We start from the raw sequence: 16,468 nt of genomic DNA, 5'->3' as shown, positions 1-16,468 counted from the left end.
TAAGGACGGCGCGATGCAGACAGCCTAAATCGGTTATCCGCATCGCGCCTTGGCGCTGTCGTCAAATCACAAAGAACCCGTGCGTGCCGTCGCGTTCGAGTTGCACGACGAGCCCGTATTCCCACTCCAAGTACGCGTTCATGGCTTCGCGTGCGTTGTCGGTGCCTTCATACGGGCGTCGATAGCGATCGATGCGCGGCGACGCCAAGCGTTCGCTCCCGCTTTCGGTGGGCAAGCCAGCGCGAATCCACGCCGACGTCCCGCCTTCGAGCACATGCACGGGCTTGCCCGTCAGCGCGGCGATTTCAGGCGCGGCGAACACCGCAAGCGCGCTCGTCGCACAGGTGAGCACGTAGCGCTTTGCATCGGGCAGCGCGCGCAGATCGTCGATGGCGTTGACGAGACGCGAGCGCACGATCCAATACGCGCCCGGTATATGCGCTTTTACGTGATTCGCGCTCGACGTGACGTCGATGACGAGCGTGCCGCTCGCGGGGTCGGCGAGGAGCTTGGCGAGTTCGTCGGCGCAGACGCCGGGCGTCGTCGATACAGGCTCAGGCTTCGCGCTTCGCCACGCACCGCTTTCGGTGAGATCCGAGGTTGTCGCGCCATCGACGACGACCACCTCGATGTTCATCTGCGCGAGCCACGAAGCGGTCATGTTCGCGCGCACGCCGTCGTCGTCGAACAGGACGATGCGCGCGCCGCGCACGGGCGCGAACATCTCCGTCTCCTGCACGAGCTGCCCGCCCGGCGCGTTCTGAAATCCTGGCGCATGGGCGCGTTCGTACTCGGCGGGCGTGCGCACGTCGAAGCGATAGGTGGTGCGAGACGCATCGGCCGCCCAGCGCGCGGCCTCGGCGATCGCGATGCGGTTCACGCCTGCGCGGTCGGCCAGCGCACGCGATGCGCTGCGCGAAGCGGCGAGCGACGCGTCGTCGATCCCGGCTTGGAGATCGAACTGACGTTGACTGCCGTGTTCGAGCGTCTGCCCCGCGAGCGTCCAGCCGATCGTGCCGTTGCGCAACGCCGCGACGGGATTCGGCAACCCCGCGTTCACGAGCGATTGCGCGCCGATGATGCTGCGCGTGCGGCCCGCGCAATTGACGATCACGCGTGTCTTGGGATTCGGCGCTAGCGCACGCGCGCGCAAAACGAGCTCGCCGCCGGGCACGCTGACGCTGCCGGGAATGTTCATCGTCTGATATTCGTCGAAGCGGCGGGCATCGAGCACCACGACATCGTCGCCGCCCTTGAGCAGCGTATCGACCGCTTCGGCGGAGAGCGACGGCGTGTGCCGCCGCGCTTCGACGAGTTCGCCGAACGCCTTGCTCGGCACGTTGACGTCGCGAAACACCTCGCCGCCGGCGCGAATCCAACCGTCGAGGCCGCCCGCCAGCAACGCGATTTGCGTGTAGCCGAGCGAAGCGAGCTTGTCGGCGGCTCGTTCGGCCAAGCCTTCGCCCGCGTCGAACAGAACGATGGGCACGTCGCGGCGCGGCAAGCGCGTGTAGGCATCGAGCTCGATCTTCGAATATGAAAAATTGGCGGCGAAGAGCGGATGACATTGCGCATGCGGGTCTTCTTCGCGCACGTCGAGCAGGGCGATTTCGTGTCGCGCGAGCAGTGCTTCGCGCACGTCTTCATAAGTGCGGACTGGGTAGGACGTCATGAGTGTTGCAGTTCCTTGCTGATGTCCCACAGGTTCGGGAGCGTTTCGTTCGAGTAGCCGGAAATGAACGGCTTTGGCAGGCCGTCGGGGGAGTAGGTCGAGCGGCGCACCGCGCCGATATTCGCGCCATAGACGTGGATGCTGATCGAGGTGCGGTCTTCAAAGGCATTGCGCACGCGATGAATATCGCCGATGTGCGGCGACACCGCTTCGACATCGCCCGCTTCGAGACGCACTTCATCGCCGGTCTGACGCAGCGTGCCGTCGTCGTTTCGCGCGTACGGCGCGGCCAGCTCGGCGCCGCGCAGCACGCCGATGAGGCCCCACACCGTGTGATCGTGAATCGGTGTCTGCTGCCCTGGTCCCCACACGAAACTGACGACGCTGAAGCGCTGGCGGGCATCGGCATACAGAAGGAATTGCTGATAGCGCTCGATGGAAGGTTGGGCGTAGGCGTCGGGCAGCCAGTCGTCGACGCGTATCAGTTCGCGCAAGGCATTCGCGCCGTGTTCGAGGCGCTCGGCTTCGCTCGCGCCCGAATCGACGAGCGCGGCAATCTCGCCGACGAAGCGCCGGAGTTTGTCGATGGCCATCAGTCGAGCAGCTCCGGTTCGGTTTCGACGAGCCCTTCATACAGACTCTCGAACGCATGCCGCGCGCCGTTGGCGCGGCCGATCTGCTGATGCGTCAAATCCGCCACGTCGTGCGGAATTGGCTGCGGGGTGCCTGCCGCTTCGGCGAGCAGTTGCGCGTGGCACGCGTTTTCGAGCGCGATGTACCACCATGCCGCTGCTTCGACGGAAGGGCCTGCCGTCAGAATGCCGTGGTTCTTCAGGATCACCGCTTTGTAGGAACCCAGCGCATCGGCGATGCGTGCGCCTTCCGTCGTGTCGAGCACGACGCCGCGAAAATCGTCGAACAGTGCATGGTCTTCGTAGAACGCGCACGAGTCCTGCGTGAGCGGATCGAGCTTGCGGCCGAGCGTGGACCAGGCCTTGCCATACAGCGAATGCGTATGCGCCGCAGCGACGACATCCGGGTGTGCTTCGTGAATTGCGGCGTGAATGGCGAAGGCGGCCTGATTCACGGGACCAACGCCCACCACGATCTCGCCATGTCGATTGACGAGCAACAGATCCGACACCCGTATGCGCCCAAAGTGACGGCCGAGCGGATTGACCCAGAAATGGTCCGTCCACTCCGGATCACGCGCGGTGATGTGGCCTGCGAGCCCTTGTGCAAAGCCGTATTGCGCGAAGAGACGAAAAGCGCCGGCCAGGCGCTGCTGCCGATGCAGACGTTCTTCCGCAAGCGAGCGCTGGGGCGCTTGGTCGTCGTCGAACCAGAACTTGCGGATGGGCGGGTTGCGAAAAGCGAGCTGGGGTTTCTCAGTGGCGATGGTGCTCATGGCGCGATGGCAATTTCGGTTTCAAGCAGCGTGGCGTACGCGTGAAGTCAGCTCACGTGTGGCGGGAATCAACTCGCGTCCGTAGTCGACGGCATCTTCGAGCGGATCGAAGCCGCGAATCAAAAACGTTGTCACGCCGAGCTCGTAGTACTCGGCAAGCGTCTGCGCGACCTGCGCCGGCGTCCCGACGAGGGCGGTGGAATTCGAGCGGCCGCCGATCTCTTTTGCGACGGCTGTCCAAAGTCGATCGTCCGCGCGCACGCCATCACCCGCGGCGGCGAGCAAGCGCCGCGCGCCTTCGCTTTGCTGCGGGCCGCCGCGCGAAAAGCCTTGTTCGACGCGCAGGCGGCGTGTCTCTTCGAGGATGTGTTCTGCTCGCTCCCAGGCCGCTTTTTCTGTCGACGCGAGGATCGGGCGGAACGACACCGAGAAGCGCACGGACCTGCCGTGCTTCGCGGCCTCGGCGCGCACACGGGTCACCTGCTCAAGCACCTGCTGCTTCGATTCACCCCACAAGGCGTAGACGTCAGCGTGTTTGCCGGCGACCGCGAGAGCCGGTTCGGACGCGCCGCCGAAATAGATCGGCACGTGCGGGGTCTGTTTGGGCTTGACGTCGGAGAAAGCCTTTTCGAAGCGGTAGAAGCGCCCCTCGTGATCGAACGGCTGCTCTTCGGTCCATACGCGGCGCAGGATCTGCAGATACTCGTCGGTGCGTGCGTAACGTTCGTCGTGGCTCAGATAGTCGCCGTCGCGCCGCTGGTCTTCGTCGCTGCCGCCGGAGATGAAGTGCACGGCGAGCCGGCCTCCCGAAAAGTGATCGAGCGTGGCGATCTGCCGTGCCGCGAGCGTCGGCGCCACAAAACCCGGGCGATGCGCGAGCATGAAATGAACCCGGGACGTGACGCTCGCCGCGTATGCGATCGTGATGGTCGCGTCGGGACTCGTCGAACTGTGCGGCACCAGAATGCGATTGAAGCCGGCATTTTCGTGCGCCTGCGCGAATGCACGCACGTATTCGGTATCGATTGCGGGGCCCTGCGGAAGATGGGTTTCCGATACCTTGCGCTGCTGGATCATGCCGATGAATTCGACGCTCACGTTGGCTCCTTGCGGGCATCCGCCGCATTGAAGGAATGGCTGTGGAAGCAGACGCGCCGGGCAATGGCGCGTCTGCGAGTCGAATTCAGGCTAACACTGCGTTATGCAAAGGCTAAATAGTAAATTCAGATAAAGATATCGGATGCGCATGTTGCGGACTGCCGCGAGGGATTACTTGGTCTTCGCCTTGCGCGCAGGGGTTGCGGTGTCCGCGAACAGATCGACCACCACCCCGCGCAGCCAGCGATTGCCCTCGTCGTGATGAACTCGTGTATGCCAAAGCAGATGGATCGGCGCGGCGGGCAGCGACATGGGCAACGCGCGCACGCTGAGCGAGAAGGGCGTGGACAATTGCAGGGCGAGGCGCTCCGGCACCGTGGCGATCAGATCGGTGCGTTGCAGGATGTAGCCCACGCTCATGAAGTGCGGCACTGTCAGTCGTATTTGGCGCCGCACGCCGCGCCGTTTCAGCCAGTCCTCTACCTGGCCGTGGCCGGTGCCCGCCGATACCACCACGAGATGTTCGGCCTCGCGCCAGGCAGCGAGCGTGAGCGGCGTGTCCTCGAGCGGATGGCCGCTCCGGAACAGGCAGACATACCGCTGATCGAACAGGCGCCGCTGATAGAAGCCCCCCTTGAGCTGCGGCAGCAAGCCGATGGCGAGATCGACTCGGCCGTCGGCCATCTCTTCGCTCAGATTGATGCTCGTGTTTCGGACGGTATTCAGCGCGATGCCAGGCGCCACGCGCGACAGGCGTTCGAGCAGCGCGGGCAGGAATACGACCTCGCCTATATCCGTCATGCCGATCGTCATCGTGCGTGTGGCGAGCAACGGATCGAAACCGGTCTCGGGATTGAGCGCGGCATGCAGGGTCGCGAGCGCCTGCGAAACCGGTTCTGCCAGACGCAGCGCGAAAGGCGTGGGCACCACACCGCCCGGCCCGCGCACGAACAGCGGATCGCCAAGCCGGCGACGCAGCTTGGCGAGCGCATTGCTGACGCCGGGCTGACTCATGTTCATCTGCTCGGCGACGGTCGACACGCGCCGCTCCTGCATCAACCGTTCGAAAAGCAGCAGCAAATTAAGGTCGACATCGCTCAGTTCCATGGCTCGGGCCTCGCACTCGCTCATTCAATCCGGTGATGAAGCAGATTCCTCGCATTTTATTGTGGGATGAGTCTCCCGTCCTGAGAATACTGACACGGCGCACGCATTCGACACGTTTCTTGCCTGATGCCTCGCCAACTCAAGCCTATAAACCTGGATATCGGAGACACAGTGATGAAGCGGATGGATCTGAGGATAGCGATCATTGGCGCCGGCATTGGTGGCCTGACGCTTGCGCTCGCGCTTCGCGAGCACGGCATTGATGCGCAGCTTTATGAGCAGACCGACGAGCTGCGCGAGGTAGGGGCGGCTGTTGCGCTGTCAGCCAATGCGACGCGCTTCTACGATCGCATGGGACTGCGCGAAGCTTTCGACAGCGTGTGCGCGGAAATACCTGCTCTTGTCTATCGTGACGGGCGCAGCGGCGCGGTCATCGGACATCACAGCGGCGCACCCAGCTATCGCGAACAATTCGGCGGCTCGTACTGGGGCGTGCATCGCGCCGATCTGCAGGCTGTGCTCTCCAAGGCGGTCGGCCTCGAGCGCATCCACCTTAGCCATCGGCTGATCGATCTCACGCAGTATCCGGATCGTGTGAGTTTGACTTTCGATAATGGCCAACGTATCGAGGCCGATCTGGTGATCGGCGCCGACGGCGCGCGTTCGATCACGCGGCGCTGGATGCTTGGCTACGACGACGCCTTGTATTCAGGCTGCTCAGGCTTTCGCGGCGTGGTGCCGGCGGAGCGCATGGACTTGCTGCCCGATCCCGAGACCATCCAGTTCTGGATCGGACCACAGGGACATCTGCTGCACTATCCGATCGGCGACAAAGGCGACCAGAATTTTCTGCTGGTCGAGCGCCATCCGTCGCCGTGGCCGTCGCGCGAGTGGGTCATGCCGGCTAGCGAGGGCGAGCAGCTGCGCCTGTTCGGGGACTGGCATGCGGCCGTAGTGCAGATGATCAGCGCAGTGCCCATCAGTCAGCGGTGGGGCTTGTTCCATCGTCCTCCGCTCGGCCGTTGGAGCAAGGGCCGTGTGACGCTGATCGGCGATGCCGCGCATGCACTGGTGCCGCATCACGGCCAGGGCGCCAATCAGTCGATCGAGGATGCCGTGGTGCTGGCCGCGCAGCTTGCCAAGGCGGGTCCAGGCAATTGGCGCGAGGCGCAGGAAGCCTACGAGCGCTTGCGAAGGGGTCGCACGCGCAAGGTGCAGTACGCGTCGATCACGACTGCGGACGTGCTGCATCTGCCCGACGGGCCGGCCGCGCAGGCGCGCAACGCCCGGCTCGGCGAGCGCGACAGCGTGATGCATCACTTGGATTGGATTCATGGGTTCGATGCGCTTACGGAAGAGCCGAATGAACGTCAGGGGGGCACCTGGCTTTGAGCCGCGCGCGCTTTCGCGAAACGCGAAAGCTGACTTCGTCTCTTTGTCCTTCTCCGCAACCGACCGCTTCAGCAAGATGTCTCCCAGCGCCGGCAAGAGCGCCTGACTAACTGATCGCCGCAGCTCACGCACCAATGGGCGCGGCGACTACTGGAGACACTTGTGAACGAGATCACATCATCGACCCTGCGTGAGACACGTCTAGCGCATGCCAATGAATCGCATGTCGTGCGCAAGGTTGCGTGGCGAATCATGCCCCTTGTCATGGTGTGCTACTTGTTCGCGTTCTTCGACCGCATCAATATCAGCTTTGCCAAGTTCGCGCTGCAGACCGATCTCGGCTTGAGCAACACGGCTTACGGCTTGGGCGCGGGCTTGTTCGTCGTCGGCTATGTGCTGTTCGAAGTGCCCAGCAACCTGATGCTCTATAAGGTTGGCGCGCGCCGCTGGATCGCCAGAATCATGATCTCGTGGGGCATCGCCACCGCCTTGATGGCTCTCGTCCATAACGAGTGGCAGTTCTACACGTTGCGATTTTTGATCGGCGCGATGGAGGCGGGGTTCGCGCCCGGCGTTCTGTTCTACCTGACGCTTTGGTTCCCGGTCGACTATCGCGGCCGTATTACCTCGCTGCTCTTCTTGGCCTCGGCTTTCGCTGGGATCGTCGGCGCGCCCGTCGCGGGACTCGTTCTATCAGGCATGGAAGGCGTCCTATCGATGCGTGGCTGGCACTGGCTGTTTCTGGTCGGCGGCTTGCCGTGCGTCGGGCTCGGGTACCTCGTGCTCAAAACGCTGAAAGACCGTGTCGAAGACGCCGCTTGGCTCACGTCCGATGAGCAGGCGCTGTTGTCTCGTCGTATCGCCGCGCAGAACAAGGACATCGGCGGGCACTCGTTGCTCGAAGCATTGAAGACTCCCGGCTTCCTCACACTCGGGCTGATCTACTTCCTGATTCAAGTCAGTTCGTATGGCCTCAATTTCTGGGCGCCGCAGTTGATTCGTTCTTCGGGGATCGTCGATCCGACCACCATCGGCTTTCTCACGGCGGTGCCTTATCTGTGCGGGGCGGCCACGATGGTGCTGGTCGGCCGTCTGTCCGACGCCAGCGGTCATCGCAGCCGGTTCGTCGTTGCGCTGATGTTCCTCGCTGCAATCGGCTTCTTTGCCGCGGGAATATTCGACAAGCACGTCAGCTTCCTCATCGCCGCCCTCGCGATCATGGGCGCCGGCACGATCGCGTCTATCCCGGCTTTCTGGGCGTTGCCTCCCAAACTCGTCACCGGCGTCGGCGCCGCGGGAGGGATTGCGCTGATCAACACCTTGGGCCAGCTGGGTGGCATCGTCAGCCCAGTGATGGTGGGGCGGATCAAGGACGTCACCGGCAGCACGACACCGGCGTTGTACGTCATCGGCTGCCTTTCACTGCTCTGTGCGGCGATTCTGATGTACGGATTGCCGGCGCGATTGCGTGTCAAAGAAGGGCAACGGCTGTGAGGGTTGCTTACGCGCATCTCATTTGCTGAGGTGCGCGGAAATCATTCTTCGTTCGGACAAGTCGAAATTCGCACAAAAAACGCGCTTTAGAATATCTAAACCCGATCCTCAAATTAAATCGTTTGTGTGCCGCGGCAAGCGACTCTACGCTTGCCAGCAACGATCTCAAGCAAGCGTTCCACCTTCAAACCGGTGTTGCCGCCCGCTTCATTGCACGCATTCGACGGAGGATATTTAGAATGTCTTTGGCGCACATTCAATCTCGGCCAAATAAAATTTTTGAGGTCAATCTCGATCAAGCCGACATTTCGATCGAGCAATTCATTGCAATAGCACGACATGGCGCACGCGTGTCCTTCTCTTCCGCTTATCGCGAACGCGTGTTGAATTCGCGCCGCCTGGTGGATCTTTTTCTCAACCAGAATCGGCTTGTCTATGGCGTAACGTCCGGCTTTGGTGCGAATTCGACACGCGTCATCAGTCCGAGCGACGCGGAACAACTTCAACGAAATATCGTGCGCTCGCATGCCGTCTCGGTCGGCGAGCCGCTGCCTCGCGAAATTGTTCGCGCCACGCTCCTCATGATGCTGATTAGCCTCGGCAAGGGCTATTCCGGCGTAAGCATTGAATTGCTGCAGCAAATCGCCGGGCTATTGAACAACGACATCACCCCGTTCGCGCCGGGCGACGGATCGGTCGGCTATCTCGCACCCGAGGCACATATGGCTCTCGTGCTGATCGGCGAAGGAGAGGCTTACTACGGCGGTGAGCGCATGAGCGGCGCCGAAGCATTGGAGCGCGCGGGGCTAAAACCGCACTCGCTGCGATGCAAGGAGGGGCTTGCGCTCACCAACGGCACCACGTCGGTAACCGCGATCGGAATGCTTTCGCTTTACAACGCGATCGAGCTTGCAAAGACTGCCGACATTGCGGCATCGATGTCCCTGCAGCCGCTCAAGGCAACCACACGCTCGTTGGACGCCCGGTACCACTCCGTCAAGAAGCATGTCCATCAACGAAACACCGCCGACAACATCCGGCGAATGCTGGCAGGAAGTGCGCTATGCGATCGCTTTGCCGATTACAGACTGCAGGACACCTACAGCCTTCGCGGCATTGCTCAGGTACACGGGGCGTCCAAGCGGGCGATCAATGACGCATATGACGCGATTCTCGATGAGGTGGGATCGTGCGGCGACAATCCAGTGATCTACCCAGAGGGCGACGACGGTACCGCGATTTCCGGCGCCAACTTCGACGGTACGTTCGTCGGCATTGCCTGCGATCTCCTTTGTATCGCCATGACGACGCTCGCGAAGATCTCGGAGCGCCGGACTGATCGGCTCGTCAACCCCTACTTCAGTGAACTGCCGGCGTTCCTTGCAAAAGATCCGGGGCTGAACAGCGGTTACATGATCATTCAGTACACCGCGGCAGGATTGCTCGGCGAGATGCGCAACCTCGCGCAACCCGCCAGCGTCGACAGCGTATCGACGAGCGGCAATCAGGAAGACCCGGTGAGCTTCGCCTATCACGCCGCACGGAAAGCCTACGCCACCTCCCGCAAATTGCAGCATGTCTTGGCCATCGAGTTGCTCACTGCCGCGCAGGCGCTTGACTTCTTCGATCCCGCCGACGCATCGCCGGCGACAGCGGCGGTCTATTCGCGAATTCGGCAGGTGGCCCCGACCGCGGAAGGCGACCGTTTTTTCTATCCGGACATGGTGGAAGTGCACAAGCTGGTCGAGCAGGGCGACTTGTTGAGCATCGTCGAGAACATCGCGGGCACGTTGCACAGCTGAAGCGGATACCGCCGGCAACGATTGTGGAGCCAGGACGGCGAGCCGGCGGCCGTGGTTCGATTCAACGATATGGAGGTGTGGTGTGAAAACGGTTTTCGCAAATGCGTTGAAGGTCTCTTTCGTCACAATGCTCAGCGCACTGGCATTGACGGGAAACGGTGCTCAAGCGAAGGAATGGAAGACCGTCAAGGTCGCCCTGGAAGGGAGTTACGCCCCTTGGAACCTGACCTTGCCGAACGGAAAGATTTCTGGATTCGAGCCGGAATTGCTCGACAACCTGTGCAAGCGCGTCAACCTGCAGTGCGAGACGGTCGCCCAGGACTTTGACGGACTGATCACCGGCCTGCAGGCCGGCAAATTCGATGTCGTGATGGACGCGCTTGCCATCACGCCGGATCGCGAAAAGGTCATTGCCTTCTCCAAGCCCTACGCTGCTACGCCGGCCGCGTTTGCGGTGGTGGATGGGCATGGATTGACGAATACGGCCGGAAAAACCGGTTTCCTCAAGCTGACGGGTGACCCGGAGACCGACAGGCCCACGATCGCCCCGCTACGCGATCAGCTGAAAGGAAAGACGATCGGCATCCAGTCCGGCACGGTTTACACCAAGTTCATCTCCGACAACTTCAAGGACGTCGCGTCCGTACGCTTCTACAAGACCTCAGCCGAACGTGACCTCGACTTGGTTAATGGACGTATCGACATGGCATTCGACGACGTGACCTATTACGCCGGAATTGCCGACAACAAGGACACCGCCCGAATCCGGATCACCGGACCCGCGATCGGCGGTGCGATCTGGGGGCCGGGAGAAGGTCTTGGATTTCGCAAACAGGATACGGATCTGAAAGCAAAATTCGACACGGCCATCGCGGAAGCACTGGCGGACGGTACCGTGAGACGGCTTTCGGAAAAGTGGTTCAAGACCGATGTACAACCGTAAGCGTGCGGCAGTGCATGACGTGATCGCGTCTTAAGGCGACGTCTTGAAGGCGACCCTATTCCAAACGACCGTCACGAGCCAGTCTTTGCTAGACTGGCTTCGCGAGTTGACAATGCTTCCCGGCTTGGCATTCCCAACGGCATTGTCTAGGTCAACGACATGAATCGCCTTCCGCCTCTTCGAGCCTTGCAGATATTCGATGCCGTCATTCGTTACGGCAGTGTCGTGGCCGCCGCAGAGGCGCTTCACGTTACGCCGGGGGCGATTAGTCAGCAGATTCGCGTGCTTGAAGACTTTCTTGGGGTTACGCTTTTCGACCGGGAGAATACCGGTCTGCGACCAACGCCACTCTGCGAGTTGTACCACTCGCACATTTCCCGGGGATTCGAGTGCTTCCATGACGCCCAGGCAGCGCTCAAGGCACAGACGGGCCGCCGGCTCACCCTGATGACGTTTCCGTCGGTAGCGACCCACTGGCTTGCCTCAAGATTGGACAAATGGCACGCCATTTGCCCTTACGTGCAGGTTCATCTCGAGGTCGTCGACCACGAAACCAATATCAGCGCGAGAAATGCCGATGTCCGGCTGACTTATGGGGCGCCTCCGGGCGACGGAACGCCCTATCACATTGTCTTTACCGACAGAGTCGCACCTGTATGTGCACCCTCGCTACTGCAGTCGGAAGCGCCGATTTCGCAACCAGCGGATATCTTGCGCTACCCGCTGATTCACGTTGAGTGGGGATGGGGAAAGATGTCGCCACCAACGTGGAAAAACTGGTTTCATGCGGTCGGCGTACCGCTACCTGAGGTGTTGGCGCCACTCACATACTCCGTGTCCGGCATGGCAATCGATGCGGCAATCAGAGGGCGAGGCATTTCGCTGGGGCAGGGCTTCTTTGCCATTGACAGCATCAAGCGACACGATCTTGTCTTGCCGTTCAAGATTGCACTACCCATGCCATTCCCATACTTTATTTGCTGGAAGCAGTCCGTGGAGGACTCCCCGATAGCCAGGCAGTTTCTCGACTGGCTAATCGAGGAAGCCGAGCAAGCGGGACGCGACATAACGGCCATGTTCGGTTGACGGTCAGTCTCTGTCCAGCAAGCGCATGCGGCGTTCAAGTTCGGCCAGGTCTCGTGCGCCCAGCAGGTACTCGTCGTTGCGTTGTTGTTCGATGTGCTCGAGCCAGTGGCTAATCTGCGTGAAAAGAAAGGCAAGCATGACAATCTCCAAGAGGTTGCGCGTGGGACACCGTCGTCCTACCGCGGCGCTGCGCCTATGTCTCGATGATGTTCTCTGGCGCCGATCTGCAACTCAATCGTAGGCAATGGATATGCTTATGTATATTGATCTTTTTTGATCTAATACATTAGCAATTCTGTCGAATGTCCATGGCTCATCGAGGGGAAAAATCATGGAAGTCGGGCGTCTGCGGGCGCTGCTGGAGCTGGCGAGGTGCGGCACGATGGCAGCGGCCGCGGAGGCTCTGTTCCTGACACCGTCGGCGGTGTCGCAGCAGATCGCGCAACTGGAAGAGGAGGCCGGTGTCGAGCTCACGGAGCGCATTGGCCGCGGAGTGAGGCTTACGCCCGCCGGACATGCGCTAGTGGGCTACGCCGAACGCGTGATGGTCGTGTTGGACGAGGCTCGCTCGGAATTGGCGGTGCTGCGGCGCGAGATAGCGGGCGAGCTGCGCGTCGCGGCGTTTCCGTCGATCGCGTCGGCGGTGCTGCCCGAGACATTCAAGGCGTTGCAGCACGCCTATCCGCGCTTGGAGATTGTTCTTGAAGAATTCGATCCGATTGAGGGGCTGACGGCGTTGAAGTCGTGGCGAACGGACGTCGCCCTGATTGACGATCTCTCGGTCGTGGTGGGCGATAGTCAAGAAAGCGTAGGGGCGGTGCAGGTCGCAGAGGATGCGCTCTACGTTGCTGTCGCGGCCGATCATGCGCTGAGCAAAAGGCCGTCTGTGAGCGTAACCGATCTTCGGAATGAAACCTGGGCCATCGAATCGACCTGGAGTGGCTGGGGGGACGTCGTCACCAATTTATGCCGCCGCGCCGGATATGAGCCCAAGGTCAACGCCAAATGTCGTGGCTCCGAGATGGTTGAAGCGATGGTGGCCTCCGGCTGCTCGGTGTCGATCGCCCCCGGACTCAGAATGCTACGCTCGCCGGTCGGCGTGTCATGGATCAAGCTGAGGCCAGAGGTTCGTCGCAAGATCTTCGTCGCTTATCGCCGCGGCGAGCGTAACCACCCAACGGTCAAGGTGTTCGTCGAGGAAATTGTCCGAACGGCATCGCGGCTTCTCGGTTAGCGATGCCGTTGACGGCAAGGGGCAATGCTAAAGAATGGGGCGCTTGCGAGGAGGGCAAAACGGCAAGCAACGCTCCCGTCACTCAGTTCGTACTGGATCACCTGAAGAATCAAGCCAAGCGCTTGACCATGAATACCCGCTTCAGGCCCTTCTCCTCGGCCCTGTGCGTCTCGGTATAGCCGATGCGAGAGTAAAGCGCGATATTTTCCGTCATGGTCTCGTGGGTGTAGAGCCTGAGGATGCGGTAGCCTGCCGCTCTGGCTGAGCGCTCAGCGTATTCGAGCAAGCTGCGGCCTATTCCTGTTCCCTTGGCGGAAGGTGCTACGGCCACGTTGTCCAGTAGCATCGCATCCGGCTCCGGAATGAGCACGACAAGCCCTTGTATGGCGCCTTCCCGTTCGACAACATAGACTCGGCCCGCGGCGATCAAAGCTTCGTAGTCGTCCAACATCGGTCCCGGCGGCCGCCCGATACGATCGATGTAGGGCGAGTAGGCGTCTCGGACGATCTCCTCGATAGCTTGACGGTCGGCGAGAGTGGCGGGTCGGGGATCGGGATGCTTTGTCATTCCGCCATCATACGGCGCCCCGCGTGGCCATGTTCCACTCGTTGGTTCCGTAGGGCTTCAGATCGTTCAAGCGGCCCACGTACCCGCGAGCGGCAGCATCGTCATGTTTGACGAAGCGTTCATAGGCAGCCGCCATGAACCATGTTTCGGCAAGGGCATTCTCAAGCGCGGCGCCATCCGGGATGATGATGACCTGCGTATAGACTTGGTCGATGGACATGCGTCCCTGCATGTACAGCAGCAGCCAGCGGCGATAGTTACCGAACAGCGGCTGTTGGTTGCGGCGAATGTAATCCTCGAAGTACGCGTCCGTGGGCGCCGCGCCATCGCTGCGTGCGCGGGCATACAAGTAGAGCGAGGCCAGGTAGTCCTGATCGAACGGATCGGAGCCGCGCGCGAGGTCCGAGAGCAGGGCGATGGTGTGAGTCCAGTCGCCCTTGAGCAGGTAGGCCCAGGCGGACGACCCCATCGCTTCGACGTATTTCTTATAGACGGAGTTCGGCTCGGCCGCGCCCGCCAGCTCGCCATGCATCTGCGAGAGCAGCGGGGCGGCGAGCGTGATCGCATCATCGACCCGGTTTAGATCGACAAGTGTGGTGATCTTCGATTGTTGCAAGTGGGTGTCGTTTGGCGCTAATGCGATCGCCTTATCGATCGCTGAAAGCGCTTCTTCATGGCGGTTCGTATCGTCCAGGTACACCGAGATATCGCCATAAGCCTTGGCCTTTTCCTGTGACGTCGAGGCCGTCGTCAGCGAGTGCTGAGCGGTCTTGAGCGACTGCTCGGCGTATTCGCGCAATGGATTCGCCGCGCCGAACGGATGCTGTCTTTCGGCTGCCGGATCGATATGCAACTGGGACAGCTTCGTCTGCAACGCCGCGTCGATGGCGGGCTCGGGCGCCCAGCGCGCAAACTGAACGTAATCGTCGCGTGCGCCCGCCATGTCGCCAACGGCTTCGCGCTCCGCGGCGCGCAGGGCATACGAACCGGCAAGCGCGGGCGCGAGAGAAATGCCCTTCGATAGGGCGTCGATCGCTTGCTGGTGATGCCCCGTGTCTGAAAGCAGGCGGCCAAGCACCAGATAGTACGGTGCGCCGAATGTGCTATCCAGATCTTGCTTCGTCTCGTGCGCCGCCCGGATTCGGTCCAGGGTCGCGAGGCCATCCTCGTAGCGGCGATCGTTTTCGTACAGCTTGGCGAGAGAGAAAAGCTGAAGATCGGTTGGCGCGGGCGTGAGGTCGATCGCCGCTCGTTGCGCGTCGAGGGCAGCGTTGGCGTGATGAAGCGCGCTTTCGAGCAGCGCCAGCTGCTGCAGCACGGCTACCCTGGAGGAGACCGGCACACTGTGCGAGGCAAGGCACTGCCGCGCGAGTTCGGCTGCGTCCGCGAGCCGCCCCTCAACCGATGCAGCACCTACGCCCCGGCAAGCGACCTGCACGTCGGGCGGTACGTTGTCCCACGCATTCGCCATACTCGCGGCGTTCATGGCATTACCGGCGTTCGCATTGGGACCGGCGTTGGCGCCAGTGGCCGACGGGGCGGGGGTGTGTGCGCATGCAGATAGACACAATGCGACAGCGACAAGCGTGACGCGGTGGCCGAAGTTGTTGTTTTTCATAGCGTGTTTCGGAGAGAGTGCGCTGAGAATCGCAGGCGCCGCGCCGACGTGATCGGCACGATACGAAAGCCTATTTAACGGCAGATCTTTAACGTTCTTGAGGAAGGGGGGAGTTCAGTGCAAGATGAATTTGACGGCGAGATTCAGCGACCGTCGAACGGTTACACGTCGACGCTATTTCCCCGGCCTTGCACAAACCTCTGCGCCAGCTGCTTCCACAATTGATCGGCCGCCGACCCGCGCGCGTCATCATCTGGCTCGCGAACTCACGGAAGAGCCGAACCTGACAAGCAGACGTTCGCCCTGGATGAGGTGACCGGGGCCGCCCGTACTCACGGATGCGCAGTATTCACTTTCTCCATTAGGCCAGCAGCACGCGTGACACTTATCGCAATGAACTGAACCTGTAGAGCGGGCATCACACTAGAACAGCCTGCGGCCATCCGTCAGCATGTGACCTCACGCAGGCATCGATGTCTGAATTGCCCATTGATCGGCCCTGATCCGGGAGAAAAGGCGGACGTCGTGAAATGCATCCTTCCAGTAACCCCACTGCCGCATTACGCCTTCCTCAACAAATCCCAAGCTTCTTAGAAGCCGGATCGAGGCGTGATTGTCGAGGCACGTTACCGCCTGGATGCGGTTGATATACCAATGCTCATAGGCATGCGTAATTGCCGCGTTCAGGGCTTCGCGCATCAAGCCCTGTCGCCACGCATCACGTTCCAATTCGAAGCTGATACTTGCCGAATTGAACTTGGAATCGAATCTAAACCCGCAAGAGCCGATGAAACGCATGCTGCGTGTCGACACGATGGCCCAGCGCACACTTAATCCTTCCGCCAGCTCTTTAACCATAGCGGAGACAAGCAGCCGGGCATCATCGACGCTGTTTAGCGGTGCTATGTCGTAGAAGCGCATCACTTCGCGATCAGACCAGATGTCGAAAAACCTCTGGGCGTCGGACATTTCGATTGGGCGAAGCTGAACGCGGGCTGCCTTAGGGACGTAGACGTCGGTAAAGAGTGGGGGCATGGGTTTGTCGC

The 16,468-nt window shown here is 61.3% G+C and carries 15 protein-coding genes; 6 read left to right on the top strand and 9 right to left on the bottom strand.

Annotated elements, in window-relative coordinates; all coding sequences use genetic code 11:
• Nucleotides 1–61: 61 nt before the first annotated feature.
• The 5 genes from AAHK20_RS19160 to AAHK20_RS19140 all read right to left on the bottom strand — a co-directional run bounded on the left by AAHK20_RS19160 (nucleotide 62) and on the right by AAHK20_RS19140 (nucleotide 5,285).
• Nucleotides 62–1,672 carry a rhodanese-related sulfurtransferase gene (locus AAHK20_RS19160; protein ID WP_449183083.1) on the bottom strand — a complete coding sequence of 537 codons (1,611 nt, stop codon included), beginning with the start codon at nucleotides 1,670–1,672 and terminating at the stop codon, nucleotides 62–64.
• Nucleotides 1,669–2,265, bottom strand: a complete 597-nt coding sequence (locus AAHK20_RS19155; RefSeq protein ID WP_449183082.1) for a cysteine dioxygenase family protein — start codon at nucleotides 2,263–2,265, stop codon at nucleotides 1,669–1,671. Before AAHK20_RS19155 ends, AAHK20_RS19160 begins: the two co-directional genes overlap by 4 nt.
• Nucleotides 2,265–3,080 carry a class II aldolase/adducin family protein gene (locus AAHK20_RS19150; protein ID WP_449183081.1) on the bottom strand — a complete coding sequence of 272 codons (816 nt, stop codon included), beginning with the start codon at nucleotides 3,078–3,080 and terminating at the stop codon, nucleotides 2,265–2,267. The genes AAHK20_RS19155 and AAHK20_RS19150 overlap by 1 nt, the downstream gene beginning before the upstream one ends.
• A gap of 21 nt (nucleotides 3,081–3,101) precedes the next feature.
• Complete coding sequence (locus AAHK20_RS19145; protein ID WP_449183080.1) at nucleotides 3,102–4,178, bottom strand: LLM class flavin-dependent oxidoreductase; 1,077 nt, start codon at nucleotides 4,176–4,178, stop codon at nucleotides 3,102–3,104.
• A gap of 171 nt (nucleotides 4,179–4,349) precedes the next feature.
• Nucleotides 4,350–5,285, bottom strand: coding sequence for a LysR family transcriptional regulator (locus AAHK20_RS19140; protein WP_449183079.1), 936 nt, complete (start codon nucleotides 5,283–5,285; stop codon nucleotides 4,350–4,352).
• Nucleotides 5,286–5,459: 174 nt separating this feature from the next.
• Between AAHK20_RS19140 and AAHK20_RS19135 the strand changes: the two genes are divergently transcribed.
• From AAHK20_RS19135 to AAHK20_RS19115, 5 genes are all read left to right on the top strand, one after another.
• Complete coding sequence (locus tag AAHK20_RS19135; RefSeq protein WP_449183078.1) at nucleotides 5,460–6,677, top strand: FAD-dependent monooxygenase; 1,218 nt, start codon at nucleotides 5,460–5,462, stop codon at nucleotides 6,675–6,677.
• 171 nt (nucleotides 6,678–6,848) lie between these two features.
• On the top strand, nucleotides 6,849–8,171 hold the full coding sequence (locus AAHK20_RS19130; RefSeq protein WP_449183196.1) for an MFS transporter: 1,323 nt from the start codon (nucleotides 6,849–6,851) through the stop codon (nucleotides 8,169–8,171).
• 239 nt (nucleotides 8,172–8,410) lie between these two features.
• Complete coding sequence (hutH, locus tag AAHK20_RS19125) at nucleotides 8,411–9,973, top strand: histidine ammonia-lyase (protein WP_449183077.1); 1,563 nt, start codon at nucleotides 8,411–8,413, stop codon at nucleotides 9,971–9,973.
• 127 nt (nucleotides 9,974–10,100) lie between these two features.
• The gene (locus AAHK20_RS19120) at nucleotides 10,101–10,916 is read left to right on the top strand and encodes a transporter substrate-binding domain-containing protein (RefSeq protein WP_449183195.1); all 816 of its coding nucleotides are present in this window, start codon (nucleotides 10,101–10,103) and stop codon (nucleotides 10,914–10,916) included.
• 159 nt (nucleotides 10,917–11,075) lie between these two features.
• Nucleotides 11,076–12,002: a LysR substrate-binding domain-containing protein gene (locus AAHK20_RS19115; RefSeq protein WP_449183076.1), complete on the top strand. Its 927-nt coding sequence runs from the start codon at nucleotides 11,076–11,078 to the stop codon at nucleotides 12,000–12,002.
• Nucleotides 12,003–12,005: 3 nt separating this feature from the next.
• Here AAHK20_RS19115 and AAHK20_RS19110 read toward each other — a convergent pair whose 3' ends face one another.
• Nucleotides 12,006–12,140: a DUF3563 family protein gene (locus tag AAHK20_RS19110; protein WP_449183075.1), complete on the bottom strand. Its 135-nt coding sequence runs from the start codon at nucleotides 12,138–12,140 to the stop codon at nucleotides 12,006–12,008.
• 193 nt (nucleotides 12,141–12,333) lie between these two features.
• On the opposite strand from AAHK20_RS19110, the gene AAHK20_RS19105 reads away from it, so the two are divergent.
• Nucleotides 12,334–13,236 (top strand): LysR family transcriptional regulator, encoded by a 903-nt coding sequence (locus tag AAHK20_RS19105; protein ID WP_449183074.1) that lies wholly within the window; start codon nucleotides 12,334–12,336, stop codon nucleotides 13,234–13,236.
• Nucleotides 13,237–13,345: 109 nt separating this feature from the next.
• Here the strand turns inward: AAHK20_RS19105 and AAHK20_RS19100 are convergent, their stop codons facing one another.
• The 3 genes from AAHK20_RS19100 to AAHK20_RS19090 all read right to left on the bottom strand — a co-directional run bounded on the left by AAHK20_RS19100 (nucleotide 13,346) and on the right by AAHK20_RS19090 (nucleotide 16,457).
• Nucleotides 13,346–13,804: a GNAT family N-acetyltransferase gene (locus AAHK20_RS19100; protein WP_449183073.1), complete on the bottom strand. Its 459-nt coding sequence runs from the start codon at nucleotides 13,802–13,804 to the stop codon at nucleotides 13,346–13,348.
• A 7-nt stretch (nucleotides 13,805–13,811) separates the two neighbouring features.
• Nucleotides 13,812–15,422: a tetratricopeptide repeat protein gene (locus AAHK20_RS19095; RefSeq protein WP_449183072.1), complete on the bottom strand. Its 1,611-nt coding sequence runs from the start codon at nucleotides 15,420–15,422 to the stop codon at nucleotides 13,812–13,814.
• Nucleotides 15,423–15,881: 459 nt separating this feature from the next.
• Nucleotides 15,882–16,457: a GNAT family N-acetyltransferase gene (locus AAHK20_RS19090; protein WP_449183071.1), complete on the bottom strand. Its 576-nt coding sequence runs from the start codon at nucleotides 16,455–16,457 to the stop codon at nucleotides 15,882–15,884.
• Nucleotides 16,458–16,468 lie beyond the last annotated feature (11 nt).

It is taken from the genome of Trinickia camelliae (assembly GCF_053525655.1).
The sequence above is the reverse complement of the archived record's forward strand: the minus strand, read 5'-3'. Positions and strand labels throughout refer to the sequence as shown.

Coding starts and splice junctions, on each gene's coding strand:
- AAHK20_RS19160 (WP_449183083.1), bottom strand. CDS start 1,672: ATGACGTCCTACCCAGTCCGCACTTATGAAGACGTGCGCGAAGCACTG.
- AAHK20_RS19155 (WP_449183082.1), bottom strand. CDS start 2,265: ATGGCCATCGACAAACTCCGGCGCTTCGTCGGCGAGATTGCCGCGCTC.
- AAHK20_RS19150 (WP_449183081.1), bottom strand. CDS start 3,080: ATGAGCACCATCGCCACTGAGAAACCCCAGCTCGCTTTTCGCAACCCG.
- AAHK20_RS19140 (WP_449183079.1), bottom strand. CDS start 5,285: ATGGAACTGAGCGATGTCGACCTTAATTTGCTGCTGCTTTTCGAACGG.
- AAHK20_RS19135 (WP_449183078.1), top strand. CDS start 5,460: ATGAAGCGGATGGATCTGAGGATAGCGATCATTGGCGCCGGCATTGGT.
- hutH (WP_449183077.1), top strand. CDS start 8,411: ATGTCTTTGGCGCACATTCAATCTCGGCCAAATAAAATTTTTGAGGTC.
- AAHK20_RS19120 (WP_449183195.1), top strand. CDS start 10,101: ATGCTCAGCGCACTGGCATTGACGGGAAACGGTGCTCAAGCGAAGGAA.
- AAHK20_RS19115 (WP_449183076.1), top strand. CDS start 11,076: ATGAATCGCCTTCCGCCTCTTCGAGCCTTGCAGATATTCGATGCCGTC.
- AAHK20_RS19110 (WP_449183075.1), bottom strand. CDS start 12,140: ATGCTTGCCTTTCTTTTCACGCAGATTAGCCACTGGCTCGAGCACATC.
- AAHK20_RS19105 (WP_449183074.1), top strand. CDS start 12,334: ATGGAAGTCGGGCGTCTGCGGGCGCTGCTGGAGCTGGCGAGGTGCGGC.
- AAHK20_RS19100 (WP_449183073.1), bottom strand. CDS start 13,804: ATGACAAAGCATCCCGATCCCCGACCCGCCACTCTCGCCGACCGTCAA.
- AAHK20_RS19095 (WP_449183072.1), bottom strand. CDS start 15,422: ATGAAAAACAACAACTTCGGCCACCGCGTCACGCTTGTCGCTGTCGCA.
- AAHK20_RS19090 (WP_449183071.1), bottom strand. CDS start 16,457: ATGCCCCCACTCTTTACCGACGTCTACGTCCCTAAGGCAGCCCGCGTT.